The 25556-nt window shown below is 70.1% G+C and carries 21 protein-coding genes and 1 pseudogene; 14 read left to right on the top strand and 8 right to left on the bottom strand.

All coding sequences use genetic code 11. From position 1 onward, the window contains the following. Together ABZU75_RS35260 and ABZU75_RS35255 are read right to left on the bottom strand one after the other, a co-directional pair. The coding region (locus tag ABZU75_RS35260; RefSeq protein WP_355563999.1) for a hypothetical protein at nt 1–452 on the bottom strand (452 nt) is incomplete at its 3' end. A 143-nt stretch (nt 453–595) separates the two neighbouring features. Further along, complete coding sequence (locus ABZU75_RS35255; protein WP_355563996.1) at nt 596–1594, bottom strand: tyrosine-type recombinase/integrase; 999 nt, start codon at nt 1592–1594, stop codon at nt 596–598. 66 nt (nt 1595–1660) lie between these two features. Between ABZU75_RS35255 and ABZU75_RS35250 the strand changes: the two genes are divergently transcribed. The 5 genes from ABZU75_RS35250 to ABZU75_RS35230 all read left to right on the top strand — a co-directional run bounded on the left by ABZU75_RS35250 (nt 1661) and on the right by ABZU75_RS35230 (nt 5796). Next, entirely contained in the window at nt 1661–2206 is a 546-nt protein-coding gene (locus tag ABZU75_RS35250) for an MOSC domain-containing protein (protein ID WP_355563993.1), read from the top strand. Nucleotides 2207–2255: 49 nt separating this feature from the next. Further along, nucleotides 2256–3053 (top strand): GNAT family N-acetyltransferase, encoded by a 798-nt coding sequence (locus tag ABZU75_RS35245; RefSeq protein WP_355563990.1) that lies wholly within the window; start codon nt 2256–2258, stop codon nt 3051–3053. Nucleotides 3054–3174: 121 nt separating this feature from the next. Further along, nucleotides 3175–4275 carry a winged helix DNA-binding domain-containing protein gene (locus tag ABZU75_RS35240; RefSeq protein ID WP_355563987.1) on the top strand — a complete coding sequence of 367 codons (1101 nt, stop codon included), beginning with the start codon at nt 3175–3177 and terminating at the stop codon, nt 4273–4275. A gap of 233 nt (nt 4276–4508) precedes the next feature. After that, the gene (locus ABZU75_RS35235; RefSeq protein WP_355563984.1) at nt 4509–4973 is read left to right on the top strand and encodes a hypothetical protein; all 465 of its coding nucleotides are present in this window, start codon (nt 4509–4511) and stop codon (nt 4971–4973) included. Nucleotides 4974–5151: 178 nt separating this feature from the next. Next, complete coding sequence (locus tag ABZU75_RS35230) at nt 5152–5796, top strand: LysE family translocator (RefSeq protein ID WP_355563981.1); 645 nt, start codon at nt 5152–5154, stop codon at nt 5794–5796. A gap of 210 nt (nt 5797–6006) precedes the next feature. Here ABZU75_RS35230 and ABZU75_RS35225 read toward each other — a convergent pair whose 3' ends face one another. Beyond that, complete coding sequence (locus ABZU75_RS35225; RefSeq protein ID WP_355563978.1) at nt 6007–6378, bottom strand: VOC family protein; 372 nt, start codon at nt 6376–6378, stop codon at nt 6007–6009. 318 nt (nt 6379–6696) lie between these two features. Between ABZU75_RS35225 and ABZU75_RS35220 the strand changes: the two genes are divergently transcribed. The 5 genes from ABZU75_RS35220 to ABZU75_RS35200 all read left to right on the top strand — a co-directional run bounded on the left by ABZU75_RS35220 (nt 6697) and on the right by ABZU75_RS35200 (nt 16714). After that, the gene (locus ABZU75_RS35220) at nt 6697–8250 is read left to right on the top strand and encodes an FAD-dependent monooxygenase (RefSeq protein ID WP_355563975.1); all 1554 of its coding nucleotides are present in this window, start codon (nt 6697–6699) and stop codon (nt 8248–8250) included. Between the two features lie 55 nt (nt 8251–8305). After that, nucleotides 8306–9061 (top strand): DUF2071 domain-containing protein, encoded by a 756-nt coding sequence (locus ABZU75_RS35215; RefSeq protein WP_355563972.1) that lies wholly within the window; start codon nt 8306–8308, stop codon nt 9059–9061. 728 nt (nt 9062–9789) lie between these two features. Then, nucleotides 9790–11196, top strand: a complete 1407-nt coding sequence (locus tag ABZU75_RS35210) for a glycoside hydrolase family 43 protein (protein ID WP_355563969.1) — start codon at nt 9790–9792, stop codon at nt 11194–11196. Nucleotides 11197–11243: 47 nt separating this feature from the next. Continuing rightward, nucleotides 11244–15332: an Ig-like domain-containing protein gene (locus tag ABZU75_RS35205; RefSeq protein ID WP_355563966.1), complete on the top strand. Its 4089-nt coding sequence runs from the start codon at nt 11244–11246 to the stop codon at nt 15330–15332. Nucleotides 15333–15430: 98 nt separating this feature from the next. Further along, a complete protein-coding gene (locus ABZU75_RS35200) occupies nt 15431–16714 on the top strand; it encodes a hypothetical protein (protein WP_355563963.1) in 1284 nt (427 codons plus the stop codon). 47 nt (nt 16715–16761) lie between these two features. Here ABZU75_RS35200 and ABZU75_RS35195 read toward each other — a convergent pair whose 3' ends face one another. Next, nucleotides 16762–17973, bottom strand: coding sequence for a hypothetical protein (locus ABZU75_RS35195; protein WP_355563960.1), 1212 nt, complete (start codon nt 17971–17973; stop codon nt 16762–16764). Between the two features lie 357 nt (nt 17974–18330). Here ABZU75_RS35195 and ABZU75_RS35190 point away from each other — a divergent pair, with 357 nt between their 5' ends. Further along, nucleotides 18331–19503 (top strand): UDP-N-acetylglucosamine--N-acetylmuramyl-(pentapeptide) pyrophosphoryl-undecaprenol N-acetylglucosamine transferase, encoded by a 1173-nt coding sequence (locus ABZU75_RS35190; RefSeq protein ID WP_355563957.1) that lies wholly within the window; start codon nt 18331–18333, stop codon nt 19501–19503. 20 nt (nt 19504–19523) lie between these two features. Here ABZU75_RS35190 and ABZU75_RS35185 read toward each other — a convergent pair whose 3' ends face one another. Further along, nucleotides 19524–20465 (bottom strand): SRPBCC family protein, encoded by a 942-nt coding sequence (locus tag ABZU75_RS35185; protein ID WP_355563954.1) that lies wholly within the window; start codon nt 20463–20465, stop codon nt 19524–19526. A 40-nt stretch (nt 20466–20505) separates the two neighbouring features. Continuing rightward, nucleotides 20506–20820 (bottom strand): metalloregulator ArsR/SmtB family transcription factor, encoded by a 315-nt coding sequence (locus tag ABZU75_RS35180; RefSeq protein ID WP_355563951.1) that lies wholly within the window; start codon nt 20818–20820, stop codon nt 20506–20508. 350 nt (nt 20821–21170) lie between these two features. On the opposite strand from ABZU75_RS35180, the gene ABZU75_RS35175 reads away from it, so the two are divergent. From ABZU75_RS35175 to ABZU75_RS35165, 3 genes are all read left to right on the top strand, one after another. After that, nucleotides 21171–22202, top strand: a complete 1032-nt coding sequence (locus tag ABZU75_RS35175) for a LacI family DNA-binding transcriptional regulator (protein WP_343968595.1) — start codon at nt 21171–21173, stop codon at nt 22200–22202. A 12-nt stretch (nt 22203–22214) separates the two neighbouring features. Beyond that, a complete protein-coding gene (locus ABZU75_RS35170; protein WP_355563947.1) occupies nt 22215–23189 on the top strand; it encodes an ABC transporter substrate-binding protein in 975 nt (324 codons plus the stop codon). 277 nt (nt 23190–23466) lie between these two features. Continuing rightward, a complete protein-coding gene (locus ABZU75_RS35165; protein ID WP_355563944.1) occupies nt 23467–24297 on the top strand; it encodes an NAD(P)H-binding protein in 831 nt (276 codons plus the stop codon). Between the two features lie 14 nt (nt 24298–24311). On the opposite strand, the pseudogene ABZU75_RS35160 reads toward ABZU75_RS35165, so the two are convergent. Further along, nucleotides 24312–25286 (bottom strand): annotated as a pseudogene (locus ABZU75_RS35160) (RNA polymerase sigma factor); the annotation flags it as partial. 79 nt (nt 25287–25365) lie between these two features. Then, the coding region (locus ABZU75_RS35155; RefSeq protein ID WP_355563941.1) for a M14 family zinc carboxypeptidase at nt 25366–25556 on the bottom strand (191 nt) is incomplete at its 5' end.

Raw genomic sequence — 25556 nt, 5'->3', positions numbered from 1 at the left:
GCGGAGGGATCCGCGGTTTTGGGGAACGTCTCCGCGGGTCCGACGGAGACGGCCGAGGAGGGGGTGCGCTCACGCACGTCCTCGCTGCGGATCGCCATCACGGCGGGCGGGCTGCCCAGGTCACCGTACCTGGCGGCGACGGCGGCGGTGATCGCCCGGCAGGCGTCGGCGACCGTCTCCTTCGAGGAGCCCGGCGGGTGACCGGCCGACAGATGACCCAGCAGCGCCGCGAACCGCAGCTCCTCGGCCGCCGCGCGGGGAGTCCCGTCGTCGGACGGCGGCAGGGGCCGGTCCAGCCAGAACACCCCGCCGCGCAGGAACGCGGGATAGGTCACCTCGTCCCGCTGGAGCGTGCGCACCGAGTCAACCAGCAACCGCCCGAACTCCGTCAGGTCGGTATCCGGTGGCAGGTCGGTCGTGACCAGCAGCGAAACCCTCAGTGCGTTCACCATGAGCGGTCATCCCTCCTTGAGGTGGCTCATAGTAGGGGGCGCCACCGACAGTTACCGCGCGGCTGGTGAATCGTGGCGAGATCGGGGGCCGTCGGTGCCGGTGGGATCACCTGGGATCACCGCCCGCGATTCCACGCCGACGGTCAGAGCGGCCTGGGGGCGGGCAGGGTGATCCTGTCGACGGCCTCGCGGCGGCGTCGTTCGGGGCGGCGGTCGTAGCGGGCCGTGGTGGCGGGGGAGGAGTGGCCGACGAGGGCCTGCGCGGTGGCCAGGTCCACCCCGGCGTCGAGCAGCTCGCCGATGAAGGTGCGCCTGAAGTCGTGCGGGGTGCGTGCCCCGGCCCCGGCCTCGGCCAGGCGTCTGGCCAGGATGTCGGCGACCGCCTGTCCCGTCATGGGCGCGGGCCCGCCGTCCCTGGTCCGCAGCCGGCCGAGCTTGCTGACGGGGCAGAACAGGGCCCCCGCGGCGCGGCCCCGTACGGCCAGCCAACGTTCCGTCCTGGCCATGGCCTCGGTGGTGAGGTAGACCATCCGCTCCTTGTCGCGCTTGCCGCGCACCCGCAGCGAGCGGGAGCCGGGGTCGTAGTCGCCCAGTGCGAGCCCGGCGATCTCGGCGCGGCGGCAGCCGGTGGAGTAGAGCGCCGCCAGCAGGGCGGCGTCGCGGACCCCCGCGGGGGAGTCGTCGCGGTCGCAGGCGGCCAGCGCGGCGCCCACCACCTCAGGCGGGACGTGCTGGCCCGTCGGCAGGCGGGTGTGCTCGACCGTCGGCAGGTCGGCGGCGCGCTGGTACTCCTCGGCGGTCATCAGGCCGAGCCGCCAGGCCTCGCGCAGCACCCTGCGCAGCGCGACCAGGTGCTTGTTGACGTACGAGGGGGACCAGCCGCGCTCGGTCATCAGGGCGCGGATGCGCACCGTGTGCTCATAGCGCAGCAGGTGCCAGGGCCGGCCCGCGCCGCTGGAGACCTCGTCGCCGGAGACGAGCGCCGCGAGCCTGTCGAGACAGCCGCGCATGGTGCGGCGGGACTCGGCGCTGGTCAGGGAGTCGAGATACACCCGGTAGGGGTCTCGCGCGGGCTCGATGGAGGGGCCGGGCGAGGCGGGGACGGCTGGCACGCTCACCATGCCGACCCTATCGGGTGTCATGAATCCACACCGTAAAGGCGCGGGCACCGGATTCCGTCTCAGCCCAAGAGGGGGAAGGATCGCGGCATGACGGACGGACGAGTGACGGCGGTCAGCCGTAGCGCCACCCACACCTTCGGCAAGTTCACGGAACCCGCCATCCGGCTGCTGGCCGGGCTGGGCGTGGAGGGGGACGCGCATCTCGGGGTGACCGTGAAACACCGGTCGCGGGTGGCGCAGGATCCCACCCAGCCCAACCTGCGCCAGGTTCATCTGATCCAGGCCGAGCTCCACGACGAACTGCGGGCCGCGGGCTTCTCGGTGGCCGCCGGAGAGCTGGGGGAGAACGTCACCACCCGGGGCGTCGACCTGCTCGGCCTGCCGGTGGGGACGCTGCTCAGACTGGGGCGGGACGCGGTGGTGGAGGTGACCGGGCTGCGCAATCCCTGTGGGCAGATCGAGGGTTTCCAGAAGGGCCTGCTCAGGCAGGTGGTGGGCCGGGACGAGAACGGTGAGCTGGTCCGCAGGGCCGGGGTGATGGGCGTGGTGGTGGCGGGCGGTGAGGTGCGGCCCGGCGATCCGATCGAGGTGGAGCGGCCATCGCTCCCGCACCGGCGCCTGGACCGTGTCTAGGTCCATAACGCCATGTCGAAGCCGATAAGTGTGTGGTTGGCTGTCTCCAATGGACATCTCATCGCGGGTTTCCGCCTACCTTCGGGCATATGACGAGCAGCTCCGGGCCCGGCCGATGCCGGGTCGCACGGCCGAGAGGATCGGGCCGCTGCTGAGGGTCGTGTCGAACGGCCACGGCCAAGGCTTCCTGACATATCGTGACCTTGGTGGTTTGGAGGGTGTCGAGCTGGACGCCTTCATCGCGCGCCAGCGGGACTTCTTCACCCGGGTCGGGCGCGAGGTCGAGTGGAAGTACCACGGCTATGACCTGCCCGCCGACCTGCCCGAGCGGCTCGCGGTGGCCGGGTTCGAGGCGGGGGAGCGGGAGACGGTGCTCGTCGGCGAGGCCGGTGAGCTGGCCGGTGCCCACGTGCCACCCGCCGGGGTGCGGCTGCGCGAGGTGACGGGGCGGGATGACCTGGAGCGCATCCGCGAGCTGGAGGAGACGGTCTGGGATGCCGACCACGGCTGGCTGCCCGGCATGCTGGAGCGCGAGCTCGCCGGTCCTGGAGATCCGTGCACGGTGGTGATCGCCGAGGCGGGCGGGCAGTTGGTGTGCGCGGCATGGGTGCGTTTCCACGAGGGCACCGACTTCGTCTCCCTGTGGGGCGGCTCGACCCTGAAGGAGTGGCGGGGCAGGGGTATCTACCGGGCGATGGTGTCGTACCGGGCGGAGCTGGCGGTGGCGCGAGGTTTCCGCCTGGTGCAGGTGGACGCCTCCGATGCCAGCCGCCCGATCCTGGCCAGGCTCGGCCTGGAGGCGATCACGACGACGACGCCGTACGTGTGGGTGCCGCCGACCCTCTGACCTGGCACCGCCCGCGATCCCGCCCGCTGGAAGCAGTATTGGGATGAATTATTCCGTTCTGGTAGCTTGAAGTGGATCAAGACGAGACCGCGCCGCCGCGACTCGCGACGAGAGGACACGCATGCCCGAGGTGCTCAGCCGGCGCGCGCTCAACCGGGCCACCCTGGGGCGGCAGCTGCTGCTGGCCCGCGCCGAGCTGTCCGCGCTGGAGGCGGTCCGGCACCTGTACGGCATGCAGGCACAGGCCCCCAACCCTCCCTACGTCGGGCTCTGGGCACGTCTGGCCGGGTTCGCCCACGACGACCTCGCCCGGTTGATCAACGAGCGCCTGGTGGTGAGGCTGGCGCTGATGCGCTCCACCATCCACCTGGTCACCGCCGACGACTGCCTGGCGCTTCGCCCGCTGCTGGGACCGCTGCTGGCGCGGGGCCTGCGGGGTATGCACAGCAGGGGCCTGGCCGGCGTGGACCTGGACGAGCTGACCGCCGCGGGGCGCGAGCTGGTGGAGGAGCGTCCGCTGACCTTCCGTGAGCTCGGGGCGGTGCTGCGGGAGCGGTGGCCGGATTCCCCCGCCGACGCCCTGGCCGCCGGGGTGCGCAACACGCTGGCGCTGGTGCAGGTCCCGCCGAGAGGCATCTGGGGTGTGGGTGGCCAGGCCACCCACACCACCGCGGAGGCATGGCTGGGCCGGTCGCAGGAGGAGCGGCCCTCCGCCGAGGAGGCGATCCGCCGCTATCTCGCCGCCTACGGTCCCGCCACGGTGATGGACGTCCAGCAGTGGTCGGGCATGACCCGTCTGGGGGAGATCGTCCGCGGGATGGGCCTGCGGACCTTCGCGACCGAGGACGGCGCGGAGCTGTTCGACCTGCCCGAGGCGCCACGCCCCGGCCCCGAGACCCCTGCCCCGGTGCGCTACCTGTCGGAGTTCGACAACATGCTGCTGTCGTTCGCCCCGCGGACCAGGACCCGGATCACGGAGGAGGAGTATCGGGGACGGATCTTCACGATCAACGGCATCATCAAGGCGACGGTACTGGTCGACGGCTTCGTACGGGGAATGTGGAAGGTGACGGGGAAACGGGGCGAGGCGATCCTGGAGGTGGAGCTGTTCGCGCCGGTGAGCGCGGGGGAGCGGGCGGACCTGGAGGTGGAGGGAGCACGCCTGCTCGACTTCGTCGCCCCTGAGGCGTCATCTCGCGACATCCGTTTCCGCGAGGCCTGACCGCGGGTCGCGCAGCCTCCCCGCCGCGCCGGCCGATGGGCCAGGTGGGCGGTGCCGGGACTTCGGGGAGTTCTGAGGCGAGGTCTCGCCATCCGCCGGCGCGGGGTGCCGGAGACGGCCTTTTCGTGGTGAAGGGCGAGCGCCCTGAAATGGCGTGCCGCCTTTTTCCGAGGTGCGTCCGTGGTCTGCGCTGTCAGGGCGAAGAACCTCGATGAGGTCCTGGCCGGCCACCGATGAACAGCGTTGTGGTGAATGGGGGCATGTGGAATTATCGATTAAATATGGTGATTTCCGGATTAAGGCATGCCGTGAGACGTTTGATCGCTCTGATAAGTGCCCTCCTGTGCGCCGCCGCGCTTGTCGCGGTTCCCTCGGCCGCAGCCGCAGAGGCCCCTGGAATCCGGCTCAAGCTGCGCTTCGGGTGGTGTGAGACCGCCTGTGTGATCCATGTCACCGTCACGAACAAGAGCCGTCGTCAGATCGACTGGGTGGGGGGCAAGTGCACCCTCCGGGTCAACGGGCGCGTAGTGGGAAAGGGACAGGTCTATATAGGATCCATCAAGCGTGGTGGGTCTCGCACCAGCCGATGTTCCGTCGTCGACTCGCGCCTGGAAAAGGCCTGGTGGAACTACTACAACGGCGATGCCGACTTCAACACGTATGCCACCGTCAACGCCATTTATCACTACCGATACTAGAATTCATCTGCCGTATCGGGTGTCCTTGACCGGGTGAATCCGGCCAGGGTCTTCACCGCCGGGGCGAGGGTGTCCCCGGGCCCTGGTCCGATCGGCCGGCGGCCGGGATCGATGGTTACCAGGCCAATTCTGAAAATTGGCCGTTCTCCCGGCGGGAGGGATGCTCGATGATGTGCCCATGATCTCTGTCAGCGCCCTCGCGGGTATCGCCGCGGTCGCCCTCGGCCTGGTGCTCACTCCCGGCCCCAACATGATCTACCTGGTGTCGCGGTCCGTGACGCAGGGACGCTGGGCCGGGCTGATCTCGCTGGCGGGCGTCGCGGCGGGCTTCCTGGTCTACCTGCTGGCGGCGGTGGCCGGGATCGCCACGATCTTCGCGATGGTGCCCGCCGTCTACGTCGCGGTCAAGCTCGCGGGCGCCGGGTACCTGCTCTGGCTGGCCTGGAAGACGGTCAGGCCCGGCGGTGAGCCGATCTTCGCCCCCGGCGTCCTCCCCGCGGACCCGCCGCGGCGGCTGTTCTCCATGGGACTGGTCACCAACCTGCTCAACCCCAAGATCGCCATCCTGTACGTGTCGCTGCTGCCCCAGTTCGTCGATCCGGCCCGGGGTGACGTCGGCACGCAGAGCCTCCTGCTGGGAGCCACCCAGATCGTCATCGCCCTGTCGGTCAACGCGATGATCGTGCTGACCGCGGGCTCGGTCGCGACCTTCCTCGGCCGGCGGCCCACCTGGATGCGCGTGCAGCGCTACCTGATGGGCACCGTGCTCGCGGGCCTCGCCATTCGCATCGCCGGCGACCGTTCGCCCGCCGTGGTCGCCTAGGGAGCCGTTCTCGCCGGTGCCGACCCGTCGCGGTGTCGTCCAGGTACGCCTTGAGACCCGGCCCGGGGTAACCCCTCCGGCGCGTGACACCCGGGCCGCCACGCGCTCGTGCAGGAGCCCCATGTCGTAGTCGGCCGCATGGCGTACCTGGTGGGGAACCGCCTGGATACGGGGCGGGACGGGCCCGGCAGGGTGGCCGCGCTCCGGTTCTCAGCCGTGACTGAGGTCGATGACGCAGAAGACGTTGCCCTCGGGGTCGGCGAGGACCACGAAGTCGGGGTCGTCCGGGTAGAGGTCCCAGGCGACCCGTTCGGCCCCCAGTGACACCAGCCGCTCCACCTCTGACGCCTGCCCGGCGGCGTCGGGGACGAACAGGTCGAGGTGCATCCGGGGGTGCCGGCGCACCGGTGTCCGGCTGACGTCGAGTGCCAGCGGGACGCCGTTCCCCTCCGCCGGGTCGATCACGGTCCAGTCGTCCCCGGTCTCGCCCTCGCGTGGTGCGTAGTCCAGCGCCCGCGTCCAGAAGTCGACGGCACGTCGCATGTCGGTGACGCCCAGCACCACCTGTCCGATCCTCACCATGTGCCGATCCTGGCAGCAATTCCCGGCAGGGGGGAACCCGGAGGATCCCGGCCGCGGTCGTTGACGCGAACACGGCCACCGGGCACGGTCGCGGCCGTGCTTCCAGATGTGCTCCCCGGTGTTCGAGGGAAGGCGCAGACCTCTCGTCAACTAAGGTTGACGTAGGGTTGGTGTCAACCTATATTGACATTCGTGGGCGGTGCGCGAGCACCGAGACGGTTTCAACGCGTGGCCGTATAAGGGCCATGGCTGTTCCGCCGGCCCCGGCGGGCGGTGTGCCATCGCGCCCGCTCCCTCATCCGATCAAGGAGGTTTGTGATGTCCGTTGACGTCGTGATCGCCGGCGGCGGCCCGAACGGGCTGATGCTGGCCTGCGAGCTGAGCCTGGCAGGCGTCCGCCCGGTGCTGCTGGAGCGGTTGCCGGAGCCGGGCGAGGAGCCCCGGGCCAATGGCCTGGTCGGGCAGGTGGTCCAGGTTCTCGACAGCCGGGGCCTGTACCGGCGGTTCACCGGTGCCTCACACCCCCCGGTTCCCGCGCCGTTCTTCATGTTCGGCGGCATGCACCTGGACCTGAGCGCGCTGGACCCCGGCCCGCTGCACATCCTCCCGATCCCGCAGCGCCGCCTGGAGCAGCTGTTACAGGAGCGGGCGCTGGAGCTCGGGGTGGAGATCCGGCGCGGCCACGAACTGGTGGACCTGGCGCAGGACGGGGACGGTGTCACGGTCGCCGTCCACGCCCCCGGCGGAGACTACGAGCTGCGCACCCGCTATCTGGTCGGCTGCGACGGAGCCCACAGCGTCGTACGGAAGCGGGCGGGTATCGGCTTCCCCGGCGTCACCGCCGAGGACGTCGTGTCGCGCAGCGCCCACGCCGTCCTGCCCGCCTCGGTGCTCGACCCCGCGACCGGCGAGCTGCTGCTGGCCGGGGCACGCTGGAGGCCGTTCATGATCCACCGAACCGCACACGGCGTGTTCGCCCTCGCGTCGTTCGAGCCGGGCGTGCACCTCGTGACCACCATGGAGTGGGGGCGGGGGCAGACCGACGAGCGGGTGCCGATGACCCTGGAGGAGCTGCGTGACAGCGTGCGCAGGGTGCTCGGGGCCGACCTGCCGATGACCCCGCCCGCGGGTCGAGGACCCCATGTGCTCCGCCGCCTCACCGGCGGCAACACCCGCCTGGCCGACCGCTACCGCGCCGGTCGCGTGCTGGTGGCCGGGGACGCCGCGCACGTCCACTCCGCGGTCGGCGGTCCCGGGCTCAACCTCGGCCTGCAGGATGTCGTGAACCTCGGCTGGAAACTCGCCGCCGAGGTTCACGGCTGGGCGCCGCCGGGACTGCTCGACACCTACCACGGCGAACGGCACCCCGTGGGCCGGCGGGTCGTCATGCACACCCGGGCGCAGGCCGCCCTGCTCGCCCCTGGCGAAGAGGTCACCGCGCTGCGCGCACTCTTCGCCGAGCTGCTCGAACACAAGGAGAACCGGCGGCACATCGCCGAGCTCGTGGCGGGTTCGGACATCCGCTACGACATGGGGAGTGCCTGTCCGGTGCCGCACCCCCTCCTCGGCCGCCCGGCACCGGATCTCTCCCTCGCCACGGACACGGGCACCGTGCGGCTCGCGGACCTGACGCACGGCGCCCGGCCGCTCCTCCTCGACCTCGGTGGGGGCGACGAGCTGGATGAGACGGCGGCGGGCTGGAAGGACCGGGTGGACGTCGTCACCGCCACTTCCAGTCGGCGGGTCCCCGCCGGGTTGCTGATCCGCCCGGACGGCTACGTCGCCTGGACGGCCCCTGACGAGGAAACGGGCGACCCCGTGAGCTTCGGCCTCCGGGAGGCGCTGGCCACCTGGTTCGGCGACCCCGCATAGGTCTTCTCGCTCCGCGCCGTCCACGTGACCCTCGCCTGCCCTATCCTGTGCGCTCATGGCCTTCAACGGGACCCCGAGACCGTTGCCGCGCTGGCACCACGCGCGGACGGAGCTGGACGACTTCGCGATCGTCAGCTACCGGGTGCCCACCGGCGCGCTCGCCCGCCTGCTGCCCGAGGGCTTCGCCCCCGCCGAGTTCACCTTCGAGGACGGAGGTAACGGGGCGCTGGTCTCCGCGGTCGCCTTCCGTGACCGCGACTTCCACTTCCGCCTCCTGCCACCCGTGGCCATCGGCTGCGGCCAGATCAACTACCGGGCGTACGTCACGACGGCCGGCGGACCCGGGGTCTGGTTCTTCTGCACCGGACTCGATCATCCGCTGGTCGCCGTGCCGAAGTGGTTGTGGGGCATGCCGTGGGACCGCACGCGTATCGACATCGCCGCGAGCTGGGAGGCGACCCCCGCGCGCTGGCGGCTGGAGGCCGACAACGCCGCCTGCGAGGCGGTCGGGACCGGCGCGCGCTCCGCACGGCTCGACGGCTTCGACGGCGAGCACGAGTGGATGGCCATGCTCACCCATCCCACCCTCGGCTGGTACCGCCGCCGCGACGGGCGCGTCGGCACCTACAGCATCTGGCACCCGCCGATGCGTCCCCGGCATCTCACCGCCGTCTCGGCGCGTTTCCGCGTCTTCGAGCAGCTCGGCCTGACCACCCCCGACTCGGTGCCCCACTCGATCCTGGCCCAGCGGCGGTTGCCGTTCGACATCCACACCCCGCCCCTGCGCCTCGCGGCACCCCGTGCCCGCTGACCGCCCGCCGCCCTACGGAGCCCCCAGTGATCTCCCTGCTGCTCGCGGCCGTCGGCCATCGCCGCGAGCACGGTGCACGACTTGACCGGCTCGCCAGCCCAGTGCACTCCGGCCCCGCGAAGCTGTCAACGGCCACCTAAGCATTCCCTTAATTCGCGGGGGAGGTGCTGGCCGGGGTCCCGGGTGACGATCCGGCCGCCGCGTACTTCGAGTACGGGGGCCAGGTGCGGGGTGACCGCCGGCTTCCCGCGACCGTCTGGGGTTTCGGCGACCCGGCCGGGCCGCCGGTTCTCTCCTGGAAACGCTCGCGCCGGGAGCCTCCTGACCGGTCGCCGGTGGAAAGGCGTGCCGCGGAAAGGGGCGCGGTCACGTCCCCGGGGTGATCGAGGGGCCGCCGAATGTCCACGGTCGGCCCCCGGTAAATCCCCTCTCTCGCTGTTCGAGGCTCAGACATCGCAAATGTTAGCCCTATCATTTTTTTTCCAACTTTTTTCGGCCGCAGGCGTTAAGTGGACCGGCAAAGCACCAGGCCAAAGCGTTTCTGACAGCCCTGGAGATTGGGTCTTGACAGCGATTCTGTTATCGCAAACACTCAGGAAACCTCGGCGAAACAAAGCTCAGGGTTCCTCGTTCCGGGCGGCGAGTTCCCGCGATCGGAATTGTTAGCGTTAACACAAATAGTTGCCGGACATTGGCAAGCGCCATGATCACCCCCCAGGAGCAGTGTCATGAGAAGACGATGGACAACGGCCCTCGCCATGATCTTCGCCTTCACCCTCGTCCTCGCCTCGGCCGGACCCGCACCCGCCGCGAGCCCGATCACGACGTCCATCTACACCGCCGACCCCGCCGCGCTGGTCGTCGGCGACACCATGTACCTGTACACCGGCCACGACGAAGCGGCCCCGGGCGGCACCAACTTCGTCATGCGTGACTGGCACGTGTTCTCCTCCACCGACGCCACGACCTGGACGGACCAGGGGGCGAGGCTCTCGCTGTCGAACTTCCCCTGGGGCGGTGCCGACGCGTGGGCGGGGGAGGTCGAGCCCCGCGGCGGCAAGTACTACTGGTACGTCCCGGTCAACGGCAACGGCGCGGGCTGGATGGACATCGGCGTCGCGGTCGGCAACAGCCCGCTCGGCCCGTTCACCGACGCCAAGGGCGGGCCGCTGATCAGCGACAGCACCCCGAACTCCTCGCCGCTCAACATCGACCCGACGGTCTTCACCGACGACGACGGCCAGGCCTACATCTACTGGGGTTCCTACTACGGCCTGCGCGCGGCCAAGCTCAAGCCCGACATGATCAACCTGGACGGCCCGGTGATCACCCCGGCGGGGGTGAGCAACTTCTGGGAGGCCCCCTGGATGTTCAAGCGGAACGGCGTCTACTACCTCGCCTACGCCGCCAACGACTCCGGCTGCTCCCAGCCCGGCTACGCGTGCATCCGCTACGCCACGGCCAGTAACCCGATGGGCCCGTGGACCCACCGGGGCGTGGTGCTCGACCAGGTCAGCTCGACCACCAACCACCCGGCCATCATCGAGTTCAAGGGCCAGTGGTACATGGTCTACCACAACGCCGCGGCACCCGGCGGGGGCAACTTCCGCCGTTCGGTCACCTTGGACAAGCTCTACTGGAACGCCGACGGCACCATGCAGAAGGTCGTGCAGACCAGCGGCGGAGGGGGAGGCGGCCAGCCGCCCGCCGGTACCAACCACGCCCTCACCGCCACCGCCTCCACGTCGTACGTCTCCCCGTGGGAGACCCTCGGCGCGATCAACGACGGCTACGTCCCGGCCAGTTCCGCCGACCACAGCCACGGCGCGTACGGCAACTGGAACCACCAGGGCACCGAGTGGATCGAGTACCAGTGGCCCAGCGCCAAGAGCGTCGGCAAGGTGGCGACCTACTGGTTCGACGACAACCTGGGCATCGACCTGCCCGCCTCCTGCAAGGTGCAGTACTGGAACGGCACCGCCTACGTCGACGTGCCCGGCCAGTCGGCCTGCGGCGTCGCCGCGAACACCTACAACGTCACCACGTTCACCCCGGTCTCGACCACCCGGCTGAGACTGAGCATCACCTCCAGGACCGGCTACTCGACCGGCGTCCTGGAATGGATGGCTCTCTAGGAGCACGCAGGCCCCCGCGTCAACCTTTCCCCGAGAGATGTGAAGTGATGACCGTCCTCTTCCGTGCCCGGCGGTCGCTGACCGCCGCCGCCGTCGCCCTGCTTCTCACCGCGACCTCACTCACGCTCGGCAGCCCCGCCTCGGCGGTGCAGAGCATCGGACTGCCCACCTTCAGCGGACCCGCCATTCCGGCACCGCCCGTCTCGTACACGCCCGGCAACATGATGCAGAGCATCTACGACGCCGAGAGCGCGGGCACCGACTTCTGGATGGACCGGTTGCTGTCGCGCTCCGGCAACGACCCCGCGGGCACCTGGCTGATGAGCCGGGGCCGCGCGGTCTTCATGAAGAACCACACCCCCTCCGTCATCGGTTTCGGCGGCCAGGTGGCCTACTGGGAGAGCATCTCCAATGAGAACGCCTACTCGGTGGCGATCTCGCCCGGCACGTTCACCGAGCAGCCCGCCCAGCGCTGGCAGGCGCCCAGCCACTGGAAGAGCGTGCACACCAGCGGCTCCCTGGTGGTGAACGTCACCAAGTTCATCACCCACAACAACGTCGCCGTCACCAACCTGTCGATCACCAACAACGGTTCCGGGTCCCAGACGCTCACGCTGAGGGCGACCTCGCCGTACGCCAAGACCCCGGCGGGCACCGAGCTCACCGGCATCGTGGACGCCAAGAACAAGCTCACCACGATCTTCCCCAGGCTGTCGGGGGACGGCTTCGCCGTCAGCGGCACCGACCTGACCCGCTCGGTCACCGTCGCCGCCGGGGCGACCGTGACCACCAAGGTGGCGATGGGCTTCGTGACCGAGGAGATCCCGGCCTCGCTCACCGACTACCAGTCCTACCGCTCGGCCACCCCCGCCGCCGCGTTCGCGACGCACGTGCGGGCCTACAACCAGTGGTGGGCGCAGAACGTGCCCTACATCGACGTGCCCGAGCCCGCCATCAAGAAGAGCGTCTACTACCGCTGGTGGCTGATGCGCTTCAACCACCTGGACGCCGACATCCCCGGCCAGGACTACCAGTGGCCGACCTCGGTCGAGGGGGCACTGGGGTACAACAACGCCATCGCGCTGACCGTGCCGATGTTCGTCGACGAGCTCAAGTACCTGCGCAACCCGATGTACTCCTACGGGCCGTGGGTGTCGGCGGGGGAGGTGTCGAAGAACGGCCGCTACATGGACAACCCGGGTGATCCGGAGAACTGGTCCAACAGCTACACCCAGTACATCTCCGAGGCGGCCTGGCGCAGCTACCAGATCCACGGCGGCCAGCCCGGCATCGCGGCCAACCTCGCCCGCTACGCCGAGCAGGACGTCAAGGGCCAGCTCGCCTTCTACGACCAAGACCACAACAACCTCATCGAGTACGACTGGGGAGCGCTGACCGGCAACGACGCCGACGCCGTCTCCTTCCACTGGCGTGCCGGGCGCCTGGACCGCACCGAGTCGGCCTACGTCTACAGCAACGCCATGGCCTCGGCCTCCGCCTACGACGCGGTCGGCGACACCGCCAAGGCCAACGAGATGCGCACCATCGCCACCAACGTCAAGAACGCGGTCGTCAACGTGCTCTGGAACCCCACGGCGAAGGTTCTGCAGCACCGGCACGTGTCGACCAACGCGCTGGTGCCCTGGAAGGAGATCAACAACTTCTATCCGTACTCGGTGGGCCTGATGCCCAACACCGCGACCTACCGCGAGGCGCTGCGGCTGTTCGACGACGAGACCGAGTATCCGATCTTCCCGTTCTACACCGCCAACCAGAAGGACAAGGCCGCCGCGGCGGCCGCGGGCAACCCGGGTTCCAACAACTTCTCGCAGATCAACTCGACCGTGCAGTTCCGGCTGCTCTCCTCGGCACTGCGCAACTACCCGACCTCCTACATCACAGCCGACCACTACAAGAAGCTGCTGTACTGGAACGCCTGGGCGCAGTACGTCGGCGGCAACACCGCCTGGCCCGACTCCAACGAGTTCTGGGCCAACTGGAACCCCGGGACGAAGACCATCGACTACCGCTCCTGGATCCACCACACGATCCTGGGCAGCAGCAACTGGACGGTCGTCGAGGACGTGGCGGGGCTGCGCCCGCGCGACGACGGCAAGGTCGAACTGTCGCCGATCGACATCGGCTGGTCGCACTTCACGGTCAACAACCTGCGCTACCGCAACAGCGACCTGACCGTCGTCTGGGACGACCCCGCCGACGGCGTCGTCCGCTACGCCGGTGTCCCGCAGGGCTACTCGGTGTACGTCAACGGCACCCGTGCCCTCACCGTCGACCGCCTCACCCGGCTCGTCTACGACCCGGCCACCGGCGCGGTGACCTTCCCCGGCACCGCCGGCACCGTCGGCTACAACGTCGCGATGCCCGGCATGCAGGCGCCCACCCAGGTGGTGCAGACCGACGCCCGGGTGGTCGACATGTTCGCCAAGGCCGGGGTCAACCTCACCACCGGCGCCGCCCCGGCCAACCTCGCCCAGGGCCGGGCCGCCACGGCCTCCTACACCGCGTCCGGAACCACCACGGCCGCGGCGGTGGACGGCTACACCATCAACGACCCGATCTGGGGTGCCAAGGGCTCGGCCAACGCCCAGGACTGGTACGAGATCAACCTCGGCTCGTCGCAGACCTTCAACGACGTGCGGCTGCACTTCCGCAACGACCGCGCGGCGGGAGGCTACGCCGAACCCGCGATGTACCAGATCCAGTATCACGACGGCAGCACCTGGGTCACCGTCCCCAACCAGGCCAAGAGCCCGGCGGCGCCGGTGTCCAACTACAACCGGGTCCGCTTCCCCGCGATCGGCGCCCAGCGGGTCCGGGTGCTGATGACCCACAGGGCGGGCCTCAGGACGGGCCTCACCGAGGTCAAGATCTACAACTCCGCGGGCAGCCCGCCCGCCGCGACCAACCAGGCCCCGTACGTCCTCGCCAGAAAGGATCCCGCCTACAACCAGCCCTCACAGGTGCGGCTGCTCGGCACCGTCAAGGACGACGCGCTGCCGAACGGCACCCTGAGCACCGCCTGGTCGCTGGTCGGCGGCCCGGGGACGGCCGTCTTCACCGCGCCGACCGCGGCCGTCATGCTGGCCTCGTTCACCGTCGCGGGCACCTACACGGTGCGGCTCACCGCGAGTGACGGCGCCTCCTCGGCCACCTCGGATGTGACGGTCACCGTCACCCAGGGCTCCGGCGGCGGGGGCGGCGCGGCCAACGTGGCGGGCTCGGCCACCGCGTCGGCGTCCTACACCTCCCCCTGGGAGTCGGTGAACGCGATCAACGACGGGTTCACCCCGGCGAGTTCCAACGACTCCGCCAACCCGCGCTGGGGAACCTGGCCCGAGACCGGCACCCAGTGGGCCGAGCTGACCTGGAGCGGGCCGCAGCGGCTCAACTCTGCCGAACTGTACTTCTTCGACGACAACGGCGGGGTGCGCGTGCCCGCGTCCTGGAAGCTGCAGTACTGGAACGGGAGCGCCTACGCCGACGTGCCCGGCGCGGGCGCGTACAACAGGGCACTGAACGCCTTCAACAAGGTCGACTTCACTTCGGTGACCACGACCCGGCTACGGGTGTCGCTGACCAGCGGTGCCGGATCCGTCGGCCTCCTGGAGTGGCGGGCCTACGCGGAGGTCCCGCAGTCGATCCGACCGGTCCACCAGGCGACGCCGGCGGGGCAGGTTCCCACGCTGCCCGCCACGGTCACGAAGGTCTACGCCAACGGCTCCCGGGTGAACTCCCCGGTCACCTGGGCGCAGATCACCCCCGCCCAGGTGGCGAACGGCGGCGCCGGCTTCACCGTGGCGGGGATCGTCGAGGGGGTGACCGCGACCGCCTCGGCCACGGTGTGGGTGCGGACGACCGGCGCGGTCAGCATCACCTTCATCGAGCCGGAGGCCGTCTTCACCCCGGTGGGGGTGGCCCCGTCCCTGCCCCCGACGGTCACCGCCACCTTCAACGACGGTTCGAAGGACAACGTCACCACGACGGTGAACTGGGCGTCGATCCCCGCCTCCCAGTACGCCTCGGCCGGGACCTTCACCGTCACCGGCACCGTGCCGGGCACCTCGCTCACCGCTCAGGCGACCGTCACCGTGGGAGGCGCCGCCTCATCCGGCTAGGCACCGGTGTCCCACCTTCCTCCCGGGCCCAGGCCCGGGAGGAAGGTCCCGCAAGCACGCCCACCGTTCGAGACCTGACCCCTTACGGAGGTTCGCGCATGAGACGTTGGTGGATGGCGGCCGTTCCCGCCCTGATACTCGGCTTACTGATGTCTCCGGCCGACGCGGCGGCGGCCGCGCCCGGAGACGGCAACCTGGCGGTCAACGCGACCGCGACCGCCTCCTACACCTCTCCCTGGGAGAGCATCGCGGCGATCAAGGACGACATCGACCCCGCGCAGTCCAACGACACGGTCAACCCCCGCTGGGGCACCTGGCCGCAGACCGGTGCGCAGTGGGCCGAGCTGACCTGGGCGCAGCCGCAGGCACTGCGCTCGGCACAGGTGTACTTCTTTGACGACAACGGCGGGGTGCGCGTGCCCGCGTCGTGGAGGCTGCAGTACTGGAACGGGAGCGCCTACGCCGACGTCACCGGCGCGAGTGGCTACCCGACGGCGGTCAACGCCTACAACAGGGTCACCTTCACCGGCGTCACCACGACCAGGCTGCGCGTGCTGCTGCAGAGCGGCGCGGGCTCGGTCGGCCTGCTGGAGGTGAAGGTCTACGCCACCGAGTCACCTGGCGAGGGAGGCGGCGGCACCGGCTGGAGCCCGCCGGCCAACCTCGTCACCCCGCTCAACCAGGTCTGGCAGCACGTCGAGAGCACCTACAACCCCGGGCCCTCCGCCTTCCGCAACTACGGCTGGGACCAGGTCATGGCCAACGGCGGGAGCATCAACTACTGCGTGCGGTGGGACTCCTCGGCACCGGTCTCGGCCACCCTGCGCGACCAGATCCACGCCTCGCTCGCCCGGCAGTTCAAGAAGTGGATGGACGTGATGGCCGGCCACAACGGCTGGCCGTACGCGAACGTCCCGGTCAAGGTGGTCGGCTGGGCCGTGCGCGACCGCGCCACCCTGCAGTGGAGCGACAGCTCCGTGGACGTGTACGTCAACGACATCCGTGAGAACGCCCCCCAGTGCGCCCAGCCCTGCGGCCGGTTCTTCAACCAGAACGGCCAGTATCCCAACTGCCCCGGCGGCCTCGCGCGCCACTACGACATGTCCCTGTGGCTCACCGCGGGTATGAGCGGCGGCGCGGGCGGCGACTGGGGCCAGCGCATCGGCAGCGAGTACTACGTGAACAACCTCAACGCCGACAACATACACATACTGCTCCATGAGATGGGACACAGCTTCGGCCTCGACGACTTCTACGACTGGACGCCCACCGGCGTCGGAGGCTTCCTCATGAAGGCGGGAAGCGCCAGTCAGATCACCGAGTTCGACAAGTGGATGTTCCGCGACTGGTGGCGCCATCTCAAGAGCCGTTACGGCCTGTGAGAGCTCTCCGGCCGGTGCCCCTGCCGGGGCCCGGCCGTCCTCCTCGCCTAGCCCTGCCCGATGATCCGGTCGCCGAGCCTGGCGACGAGCTGCGCGCGTACGTGCGCCGGAAGGGCGCAGCCGTGCGCGACGAGCGTGTCGAGCGAGGGCAGGTCGAGGAGCACGGCCCAGTCCTGGACGTCCTCGCAGTAGGAGACGTCGAGGTGATGGAGATCCTTCAGCGCCTGGAGCGGGGCCAGCGACCGCACGGGCGTGTTCCTGATCGACAGGTGCTCCAGCGTGCGCAGACCCTCGATGCCGTCCAGGCCGGTCAGTGGTGTGTGCTCCAGGTCCAGCCGGGTCAGCGAGGTGAGGGCCGAGATGTCCTCGGGGACGCGGTGCAGGCGGCTGCCGGACAGGTCGAGCTCCGTCACCCCGGCCGGTGCGGCGAGGGCCGAGAGCAGGAGCGCCGGCGGCGGGAGCATCACCGGCCGGGGCTGGGCGAGCACCGGTGACCGCCCGGCGGCGGCCTCCTGCAGGACGCGCCAGCGGTCCACCGGCTCGCCCAGCCCGCCGAGGCGGACGTAGCCCGAGGGCAGCCACGGAGCCAGCCGCTCGGCCACGATGTCGGCGCGGTCGCCGACACCGACGACACCGGCCCGCAGCAGGCCGTAGTGCTCGTACGCGTGCTCGGCGGGCACGAACAGGTCCGCCATGATGTCCCCGCCCGCGACGAGGGAGCCGTCGTTGCCGGAACAGAAGATCACTCCCGCGGCGACGGTGCCGAGCACCAGGTGGTCCGCCGCGCTGTGGATCGCGCGGGCCCGCAGGTCACCGGTCACCGCGAGATAGCTCTCCGAGACGTCGCCGTCGTCGAGAAGCCCTTCCACCACCAGCGAACCGATCACGATCAGCGGCGCCTTCACATCCAGCCACCCGGGAACGTAGGTGTCGCCGAACCAGATGGTGGCCCGCTGCACGGTCCATCCGGACTCGGTCCGCTCCGCGCCGTGGGGGAAGACCGAAGGTGCCTCGCCGGGAAAGGCCAGCGACCACGCCTGGGCGAACAGCAGGCCGTAGACGGGAGGCATGATGTGGTGCGGCCACTCCCCGGCCTGAGCCGGTCGCCGTAGCCAGGACCCGATCGGATGCAGCTCTTCGGCGATGTCACCGAAATAGTCCAGCGCCTCCGCGCCGGCCCCGGCTCGCTGCCGGAGCACCGTCAGCGCGTCACCAAGACGCTCCGACGCCCCGGCGAAATGCTCTTCCGTCAAATCCATGTCACATACGGTACTCACCGCAACGAATGCCGTGCGCCGTTCGAGTGACGCTCCCGGATGCCGGGCGTGTCGGAGAAACCACCGGGCGCGACCACCCGGCGACGAAGGGCAATGTGGATCTTCGCTGAGACCTCGGGTACCGTGCCCGGGGCCCCGGAGAACTCCGGTGCGCCCCGCGAACACGAACCATTGTGACATCGGAAGGATGAACCGACATATGGAGGCCGGCATTCACCGGACCCTGCGGTCGCTCGTCAGTGGATCTTCGTCGGAGGCCCGGGTGGCGTGCCCGGGGCTCAGGAGCAGTCCGGCACACCGCGAACATGGACCGTCGTGATATCGGAAGGATGGACAGACATGGACGCCGGCAATCACCGGACCCTGCGGTTGCTCGTCACCGGAGGTGGAACCGGTGGCCACACCTACCCCGCGCTGACCACAGTCGCGGCCCTGCGCGACCATGCCGGCGCGCGGGGGCTCAGCCTGGACGTGCTCTGGGTCGGTACGGCGACCGGCCTGGAGGCCCGCATCGCGGCGGAGCACGGCATCCCGTTCCGGGCCATCAAGGCCGGGAAGCTCAGGCGCTCGCCCAACCCGCGTGAGCTGGTCACCAACCTCGTGGACATGTTCCGGATCCCCGTCGGCGTGCTCCAGGCCTTCGGCATCGCCGCCCGCTACCGCCCCGACGTGGTGCTGTCGACCGGCGGGTACGTCTGCGTGCCGCTGGGCGTCGCCTCCCGGGTTCTGGGCCGCCCGCTGGTCATGCACGAGCAGATCACCTCGCTGGGTCTGGCCAACCGCATCCTGTCGCGCTTCGCCCGGCGGATCGCGCTGACCCACCCCTCCTCGATCGAGCACCTGCCCGCCGGGGTGCGCGACCGGGCCGTGGTCACCGGCAACCCGGTCCGTCCCCATCTGCTGCGCGGCAACGTCGACGCCGGACGGCGCCACTTCGGGCTCTCACCCGACCTGCCGGTGGTCTACGTGACCGGCGGTGCGCAGGGCAGCCGTCAGATCAACACCATGGTCGAGACGATCCTGCCCGAACTGCTCGCCAGGGCGCAGGTGCTCCACCAGTGCGGCCCCGACTGGATCGGCCAGCTCACCCGTACCGCCGCGGGGCTCCCCGAGCGGCTGCGCGATCGTTACCATCCCGTGCCGTACGTCGGTGCGGAGCTGGCCGACGTGTTCGCCGCGGCCGATGTCGTGGTCTCCCGCAGTGGCGCGGGCACCGTCGCCGAGCTGACCGCCGTGGGCAAGGCGTCCGTCCTCATCCCCCTGGTGCCCTCCGCCGCCGACGAGCAGCGTCAGAACGCCCGCTACCTCGCCGAGGCGGGTGCCGCCCGGGCGCTGCTGGAGAACGGTCCCACCGCCGAGGCGCTCCTGGCCGAGCTGGACGCGCTCCTGCGGGATCCGGGCGCCCGTGCCGCCATGGCCGGCGCCGCGGGCTCCCTCGGCCGTGTCGACGCCGCCGACGCGCTGGCCCTGGTGCTCCTGGAGGAGGCGAGGGCGGACGGCAAGACCGGCTGAACCGGTGGGCCCGTCCGCCGTCAGCCCAGACGCTCCTCGTACAGCTTCCGCAGTTCCTCGACACGGCCCTCGGGCCGGCACCGGGGCTCGCCCTGGACGGCCGCGAAGAGCAACTCCAGGTGCGTCTGCCAGGCGGCGAGCGCCGTCGTGCGCAGGCCGGCCAGCCGTGCGGGAACCGTCTGCGTCAGCACGACCCTGGTGCCCTGGCCGGGGTCGTGCGCCAGCTCCCAGCGCACCCGCCCCGCGGGCTCGCCGTCCTGGTGCCACTCGTACTCCAGGACGCCTGGCACCCGTACCTCGGTGACCTGGCCCGTCGGCACGTACTGGTTCGTGAACCGCGACGGCGGCTCCGCTCCCGGCGTGGGGACGTCGCCTTCGGTGAGAACGGCCCACACCTCCTCGACGGGTCTCCACATCAGGTCGCGTGCGAACCTCACGAGGTGGCCGTCGCCGGTCTCCCGGGTCTCGCCCTCGGCCAGCCCGAACGTCTCGGTGTACGCCTCGATGCGGCCGACCATGTCCGAGGGCCGCATCGAGGGTTCGCCGTCCAGCCGGGCCAGCAGGGCGGTCAGGCAGACGTCCCAGCCCGCGGCGTTGCGGCCCGCGGCCAGCCTGCCGGTCCATCCGCCTCCCAGCGTGTGGGTGAACACGAGCCGGCACCCCGGTCCGTCGGGGAGGATCTCGAATCGCAGCACATCCTCGTTCCACCGGAAGGCGAACACCTTCGGGGGGTCGAGTTCCAGGATGTGGCCGTCGGTGGAGCGGTTCTCGCCCTCGAAGGTGAAGCGCATCGCGGCGCCGACGGCCGCCTCGGCCTCCACCGCGGCCGGGAACCAGTGAGCCATCTCGGCGGGGTCGGTGACGGCCTTCCAGACCTTCTCGGGGGAGTGGGCCAGCCGCCGTTCGAAGCGGAGCACCGGCCGCCCGCCGACGGTCCGCAGTGTCGCCTGTCGCTCTTCCACGATGTCCACCTCTCTCAGGTCCTGCCCGGCTCTCCTGCCGTCAGGTTTCGTCGGGCATGGTGTCGAGATGTCGTTCGAGTGCGTCCAACCCGCCGTTCCACATGGTCCGGTAGGGCTCCAGCCAGGCGGCTATCTCGGCGAGAGGCTCCGGCCTCAGCCGGTACCACCGGCGCTGCGCCTCCTGCCGGACCTCGACCAGACCGGCCTCGCGCAGGATCCTCAGATGCTTCGACACCGTCGGCTGGGTCAGCGCGAGCCGCTCCACCAGGTCGCCCACGGGACGCTCGCCGGTGCGGAGCAGATCGAGGATCTCCCTGCGCCGGGGCTCCGCCAGCACTTCGAACGTAGTTGCCACATCAGCAATATAGCCAATATGGCATATAAGATGTCAACGGCCCGGGAGGGCATCCGGGTGCCGTGCCGGAAAGCGGGCCGAGTCGGTGCCGCCGCGGGACGGGTTCGCCGTCATCGGGGATCCATGCCCTTGTGTGCGGGTCGGAAGGGGCGGTTATCGGGCTCTGATTGTTAGCGCTATCAGCTGGGGCGTCAAGAGTATCCGGTTTCACGATTCGGGAGGAAACTCCGGCTGGGAAGGGAAATCCAGCTCGCCGGGCAGAGTGGAGAAAAGGTGTCTTCATCGGTATTGACAGGTTCTGTGTTATCGCAAACACTCTGGTAACCCCAGCGAAACATGGCGAGGAACCCATGACACCGAGCTCCGACGACGGCAGGGCGCGGACCAGACCGGCGGTGCTCGACGACGTCGCCGAGCTCGCCGGGGTCTCCGCCATGACCGTGTCGCGAGCGCTGAACGCGCCCGACAGGGTGCGCCCCGAGACCCGGGCGCGCGTCATGGCGGCGGTGAACAAGCTCGGCTACCGGCCCAACCCGGCCGCGCGCCAGCTCGTCACGGGCCGCTCGGGTGTGCTCGGCGTGGTCAGCTTCGACACCACCCTGTACGGGCCCGCCTCCACGCTCTACGCGATCGAGCAGGCGGCCAGGCAGAACGACTACGTGGTCAACATCGCCAGCCTCGGCGCGCTGAACCGCAGGTCGATCGGTGAGGGGGTCGAGCGGCTGCGCGCGCAGTCGGTCGACGGCATCGTCATCGTCGCCCCCCACGAGTCGGCCGCCGACGGCCTGCGCCACCTCTCACCCGGTCTCCCGGTGGTCGCGGTGGACGCCGGGGAGGACATCCCGGTCCCCGTCGTCATGGTCGACCAGCGCGGTGGCGCCGTACGGGCGACGCGACATCTGCTGAGCCTCGGCCACGAGACGGTCTGGCACCTGTCCGGCCCTCCCAACTGGATCGACGCCAGGGGACGGGTCGAGGGGTGGCGGTCCGTTCTGGAGGCCGAGGGGCGGCCGGTGCCCGAGGCGGCGGCCGGTGACTGGAGCGCCTACTCCGGCTACCGGCTCGGCAAGCGGCTGGCCGGCGATCCGTCGGTCACGGCGGTCTTCGTGGCCAACGACCAGATGACCCTGGGGGTGCTGCGGGCCCTGCGCGAGGCCGGCCGGCGCGTCCCCGAGGACGTGAGCGTGGTGGGCTTCGACGACGTGCCCGAGGCCGCCTACTTCTGGCCGCCGCTGACGACGGTCAGGCAGAACTTCGGCGAGGTCGGCCGGCACGCTTTCCGGCTGCTGCTCGACCGTATCCAGGGCACCGAGCAAGAAGGCCCGCGCATCGTGGAACCCGAACTGGTGGTCAGGGAGAGCAGCGGTCCCGCCCCCCACTGAAAGAGAGAAACCATGTTCAAGAAAGTGCCCGCGGCGCTGGCCGCCGGGCTTCTGACCCTCGTGCTCACCGCCTGCGGCGGAGGTGACACCGAGGCCGGTGTCGGATCCGACCAGATCACGCTCGGCTTCTCGCAGGTCGGCGCGGAGAGCGGCTGGCGGACCGCGAACACCAAGTCCGTCCAGGAGGCGGCCAAGGAGGCCGGCATCGACCTGAAGTTCTCCGACGCCCAGCAGAAGCAGGAGAACCAGATCAAGGCCATCCGCTCGTTCATCCAGCAGAAGGTCGACGCGATCGCCTTCTCGCCGGTGGTCGAGTCGGGCTGGGACACCGTGCTGAAGGAGGTCAAGGACGCCGGCATCCCGGTCATCCTGACCGACAGGGCCGTCGACTCCGCCGACACCTCGCTCTACCGGACCTTCATCGGCTCCGACTTCGTCATCGAGGGCCAGAAGTCCGGCGAGTGGCTGGTCAAGGAGTACGAGGGCGAGCCGGGCCCGGTCAACATCGTCGAGCTTCAGGGCACCACGGGCTCCGCGCCCGCCAACGACAGGAAGAAGGGCTTCGGGGACGCCATCGCGGCCGACCCCAAGTTCAAGATCATCGCCTCGCAGACCGGCGACTTCACCCGCGCCAAGGGCAAGGAGGTCATGGAGGCATTCCTCAAGGCGCACAAGGACATCGACGTCCTGTTCGCGCACAACGACGACATGGGTCTGGGGGCGATCGAGGCGATCGAGGGCGCGGGGCTCAAGCCGGGCACCGACATTAAAATCATTACCATCGACGCGGTCAAGGACGGCATGCAGGCCCTGGCCGACGGGAAGATCAACTTCATCGCGGAGTGCAGCCCGCTCCTCGGCCCGCAACTGATGGACCTGGTCAAGAAGGCGGTCAAGGGCGAGCAGATCCCGCAGCGGGTCCTCACCGAGGAGACCACCTTCACCCCCGAGCAGGCCAAGGCGGCCCTGCCCGATCGGAAGTACTAGCCGTGCCGGCGGCGAGGTCCCCCGGGGCCTCGCCGGTGGCCGGGGACCGCCGGCACCGGCGGTCCGATCGCCTGGGAGACGACGGTGCGCGACACCGTCGCGTGCCTGGAGAGCCCGGGGGGCGGCCCGGCCCCCGCCCGGGCGGCGGTGACGGCCCGGAGCGTGACGGGAGTTAAATCGGAGGCGGGCGAAGACCCGTCGCCGGTACGCTCCCTCGGCATCCCCATGCCGTCACCGACCAGGCCGCCCGCGGGGGGCCGGAAAAGAAGAGCCGTAGTTGACCAGGATCGCTGTGACCGGTGTAACGGGAAATCTAGGACGCCTCGTCGTTGAGGACCTGCTCGCCAAAGTCCCTCCCGGCGACCTCGTCGCCCTCGCCCGCACCCCGGAGAAGGCGGCCGATCTGCCGGGACGCGGTGTCGAGGTGCGTCGGGGAGACCACGACGACGCCGCCTGTCTGGACGCCGCTCTCCAGGGGATCGAGGTCCTGCTCCTGGTGTCCGGCCCGGACATGACGCCCGGGGTCCGCGTGCGGCAGCACCGCACGGTCATCGACCGCGCCGTCCGGGCGGGGGTGCGCCGGATCGTCTACACCAGTGCCGCCGGCGCGGAGAACGGCCAGGGCCCGGCCGCCGACCACACGGCCACGGAAAGGGCGCTTCGCGAGTCGGGGACGGCCTACACCGTGCTGCGCAACGCGCTCTACTCCGAGGCGTTCCTGGGGACCGCACTGGCCCAGGCGAGGCAGACCGGCGAGATCACCTCCTCCACCGGCGGCCGGCCGCTCAACACCGCGCGGCTCCGCGACCTGGCGCTGGCGGCGAGCGCCGCCCTGACCGGCGCCGGGCACGAGAACGCGACCTACGAGCTGCACGGCCCGCTCTGGACCTATCCGGAGCTTGCCGTGGCCCTCACACGCGTCCTGGGCAGTCCCGTCGGCTACCGGGAGATCACCGACGCGGAGGCCGGCTGGCTGGGCAGCCTGTTCCCCGCGGTGCGCGCGGGTGCCCTGGCGGCGACCGGCCCCGACCTCGCGCGCCTGCTCGGCCGGCCGGCCGCCGGCCTGGAGGAGACGGCCGCCGTCCTCGCCGCGCGCATGGGCGGCTGAGCTCCGGTGGCCGGTCAGGTCAGATAGTCGCGCAGGGCCCGTGAGCGCGAGGGGTGGCGCAGCTTCGTCATGGTCTTGGACTCGATCTGCCGGATGCGCTCGCGGGTCACCCCGTAGGCGCGGCCGATCTCCTCCAGGGTCTTCGGCCGCCCGTCGCCAAGCCCGAACCGCATCGCCACCACCCCGGCCTCACGCTCCGACAGCGCCTCCAGGATCGTGTGCAACTGCTCCTGGAGCAGCGCGGAGGCCACCGCGTCCTCGGGGGTGATCGCCTCGGAGTCCTCGATGAGGTCGCCGAACTCGCTGTCGCCCTCGGTGCCCAGCGGGCTGTGCAGGGAGATCGGCTCTCGGCCGTAGCCCTGGACCTCGACGACCCGCTCCGGGGTCATCTCCAGCTCCACGGCCAGTTCCTCGGGGGTGGGCTCGCGGCCCAGGTCCGTCGTCATCTGCCGGTGCACGCGTGCCAGTTTGTTGATCACTTCGACCATGTGCACGGGGATGCGGATGGTGCGGGCCTGGTCGGCGAGCGCCCGGGTGATCGCCTGCTTGATCCACCAGGTGGCGTACGTGGAGAACTTGAACCCCTTGGTGTAGTCGAACTTCTCCACGGCGCGGATCAAGCCCAGATTGCCCTCCTGGATCAGGTCCAGGAACAGCATGCCCCGGCCGGTGTGGCGCTTGGCCAGCGACACCACCAGGCGCAGGTTCGCCTCCAGCAGATGGTTCTTGGCCCGGTGGCCGTCCTCGGCGAGCCATTCGAGCTCCGCGCGCACGTCGGGCTGGAGTAGATCGCTGTCGTTGAGCCGCTCGGTGGCGAACAGGCCGGCCTCGATGCGTCTGGCGAGCTCGACCTCCTGCTCGGCGTTGAGCAGGGGGATCCTGCCGATCTGCTTGAGATAGTCCTTGACCGGGTCGGTGCTCGCTCCGACACTCGCCTCCAGGGCGGCGGGCATCTCGTCGTCGTCGGTCAGGACGAGTTCGTCTTCCTCAACGGTGCCTTCCACGGTGGCGGCTTCCATGGCGTTCACACCTTCCCTGGGTCTGGTCAGATACAACAACCCGTGCAGTTCAAGGTACGTCCCGCGAAGGTGTGCTGCGGCGCCTGGCTCGCCGTCGTGTCCTTCGCTGGGAGTGGAGAGCCTTCGCCGCCGGGACTCTCATGGGGTCGGGGTTGGACGTGGGCATGATGAAGATGTCGAGGTCGTCGACCAGCTTCTTGGTCTGCCCGTCACGGGCGTAGTTGCGCAGCAGCCGCTCGG

This window comes from Streptosporangium sp. NPDC005286, assembly GCF_040607515.1.
GTDB lineage: Bacteria > Actinomycetota > Actinomycetes > Streptosporangiales > Streptosporangiaceae > Streptosporangium.
Note: the sequence above shows the minus strand (reverse complement) of the source record. Positions and strands in the feature narration are given on the sequence as shown.

Bases quoted from the DNA above. Each gene is read 5' to 3' on its own strand.
- ABZU75_RS35220 (WP_355563975.1), top strand. From the start codon at position 6,697: ATGTCCGTTGACGTCGTGATCGCCGGCGGCGGCCCGAACGGGCTGATG.
- ABZU75_RS35235 (WP_355563984.1), top strand. From the start codon at position 4,509: ATGAACAGCGTTGTGGTGAATGGGGGCATGTGGAATTATCGATTAAAT.
- ABZU75_RS35250 (WP_355563993.1), top strand. From the start codon at position 1,661: ATGACGGACGGACGAGTGACGGCGGTCAGCCGTAGCGCCACCCACACC.
- ABZU75_RS35245 (WP_355563990.1), top strand. From the start codon at position 2,256: ATGGACATCTCATCGCGGGTTTCCGCCTACCTTCGGGCATATGACGAG.
- ABZU75_RS35200 (WP_355563963.1), top strand. From the start codon at position 15,431: ATGAGACGTTGGTGGATGGCGGCCGTTCCCGCCCTGATACTCGGCTTA.
- ABZU75_RS35205 (WP_355563966.1), top strand. From the start codon at position 11,244: ATGACCGTCCTCTTCCGTGCCCGGCGGTCGCTGACCGCCGCCGCCGTC.
- ABZU75_RS35225 (WP_355563978.1), bottom strand. From the start codon at position 6,378: ATGGTGAGGATCGGACAGGTGGTGCTGGGCGTCACCGACATGCGACGT.
- ABZU75_RS35170 (WP_355563947.1), top strand. From the start codon at position 22,215: ATGTTCAAGAAAGTGCCCGCGGCGCTGGCCGCCGGGCTTCTGACCCTC.
- ABZU75_RS35190 (WP_355563957.1), top strand. From the start codon at position 18,331: ATGGACGCCGGCAATCACCGGACCCTGCGGTTGCTCGTCACCGGAGGT.
- ABZU75_RS35240 (WP_355563987.1), top strand. From the start codon at position 3,175: ATGCCCGAGGTGCTCAGCCGGCGCGCGCTCAACCGGGCCACCCTGGGG.
- ABZU75_RS35195 (WP_355563960.1), bottom strand. From the start codon at position 17,973: ATGGATTTGACGGAAGAGCATTTCGCCGGGGCGTCGGAGCGTCTTGGT.
- ABZU75_RS35210 (WP_355563969.1), top strand. From the start codon at position 9,790: ATGAGAAGACGATGGACAACGGCCCTCGCCATGATCTTCGCCTTCACC.
- ABZU75_RS35215 (WP_355563972.1), top strand. From the start codon at position 8,306: ATGGCCTTCAACGGGACCCCGAGACCGTTGCCGCGCTGGCACCACGCG.
- ABZU75_RS35175 (WP_343968595.1), top strand. From the start codon at position 21,171: ATGACACCGAGCTCCGACGACGGCAGGGCGCGGACCAGACCGGCGGTG.
- ABZU75_RS35230 (WP_355563981.1), top strand. From the start codon at position 5,152: ATGATCTCTGTCAGCGCCCTCGCGGGTATCGCCGCGGTCGCCCTCGGC.
- ABZU75_RS35255 (WP_355563996.1), bottom strand. From the start codon at position 1,594: ATGACACCCGATAGGGTCGGCATGGTGAGCGTGCCAGCCGTCCCCGCC.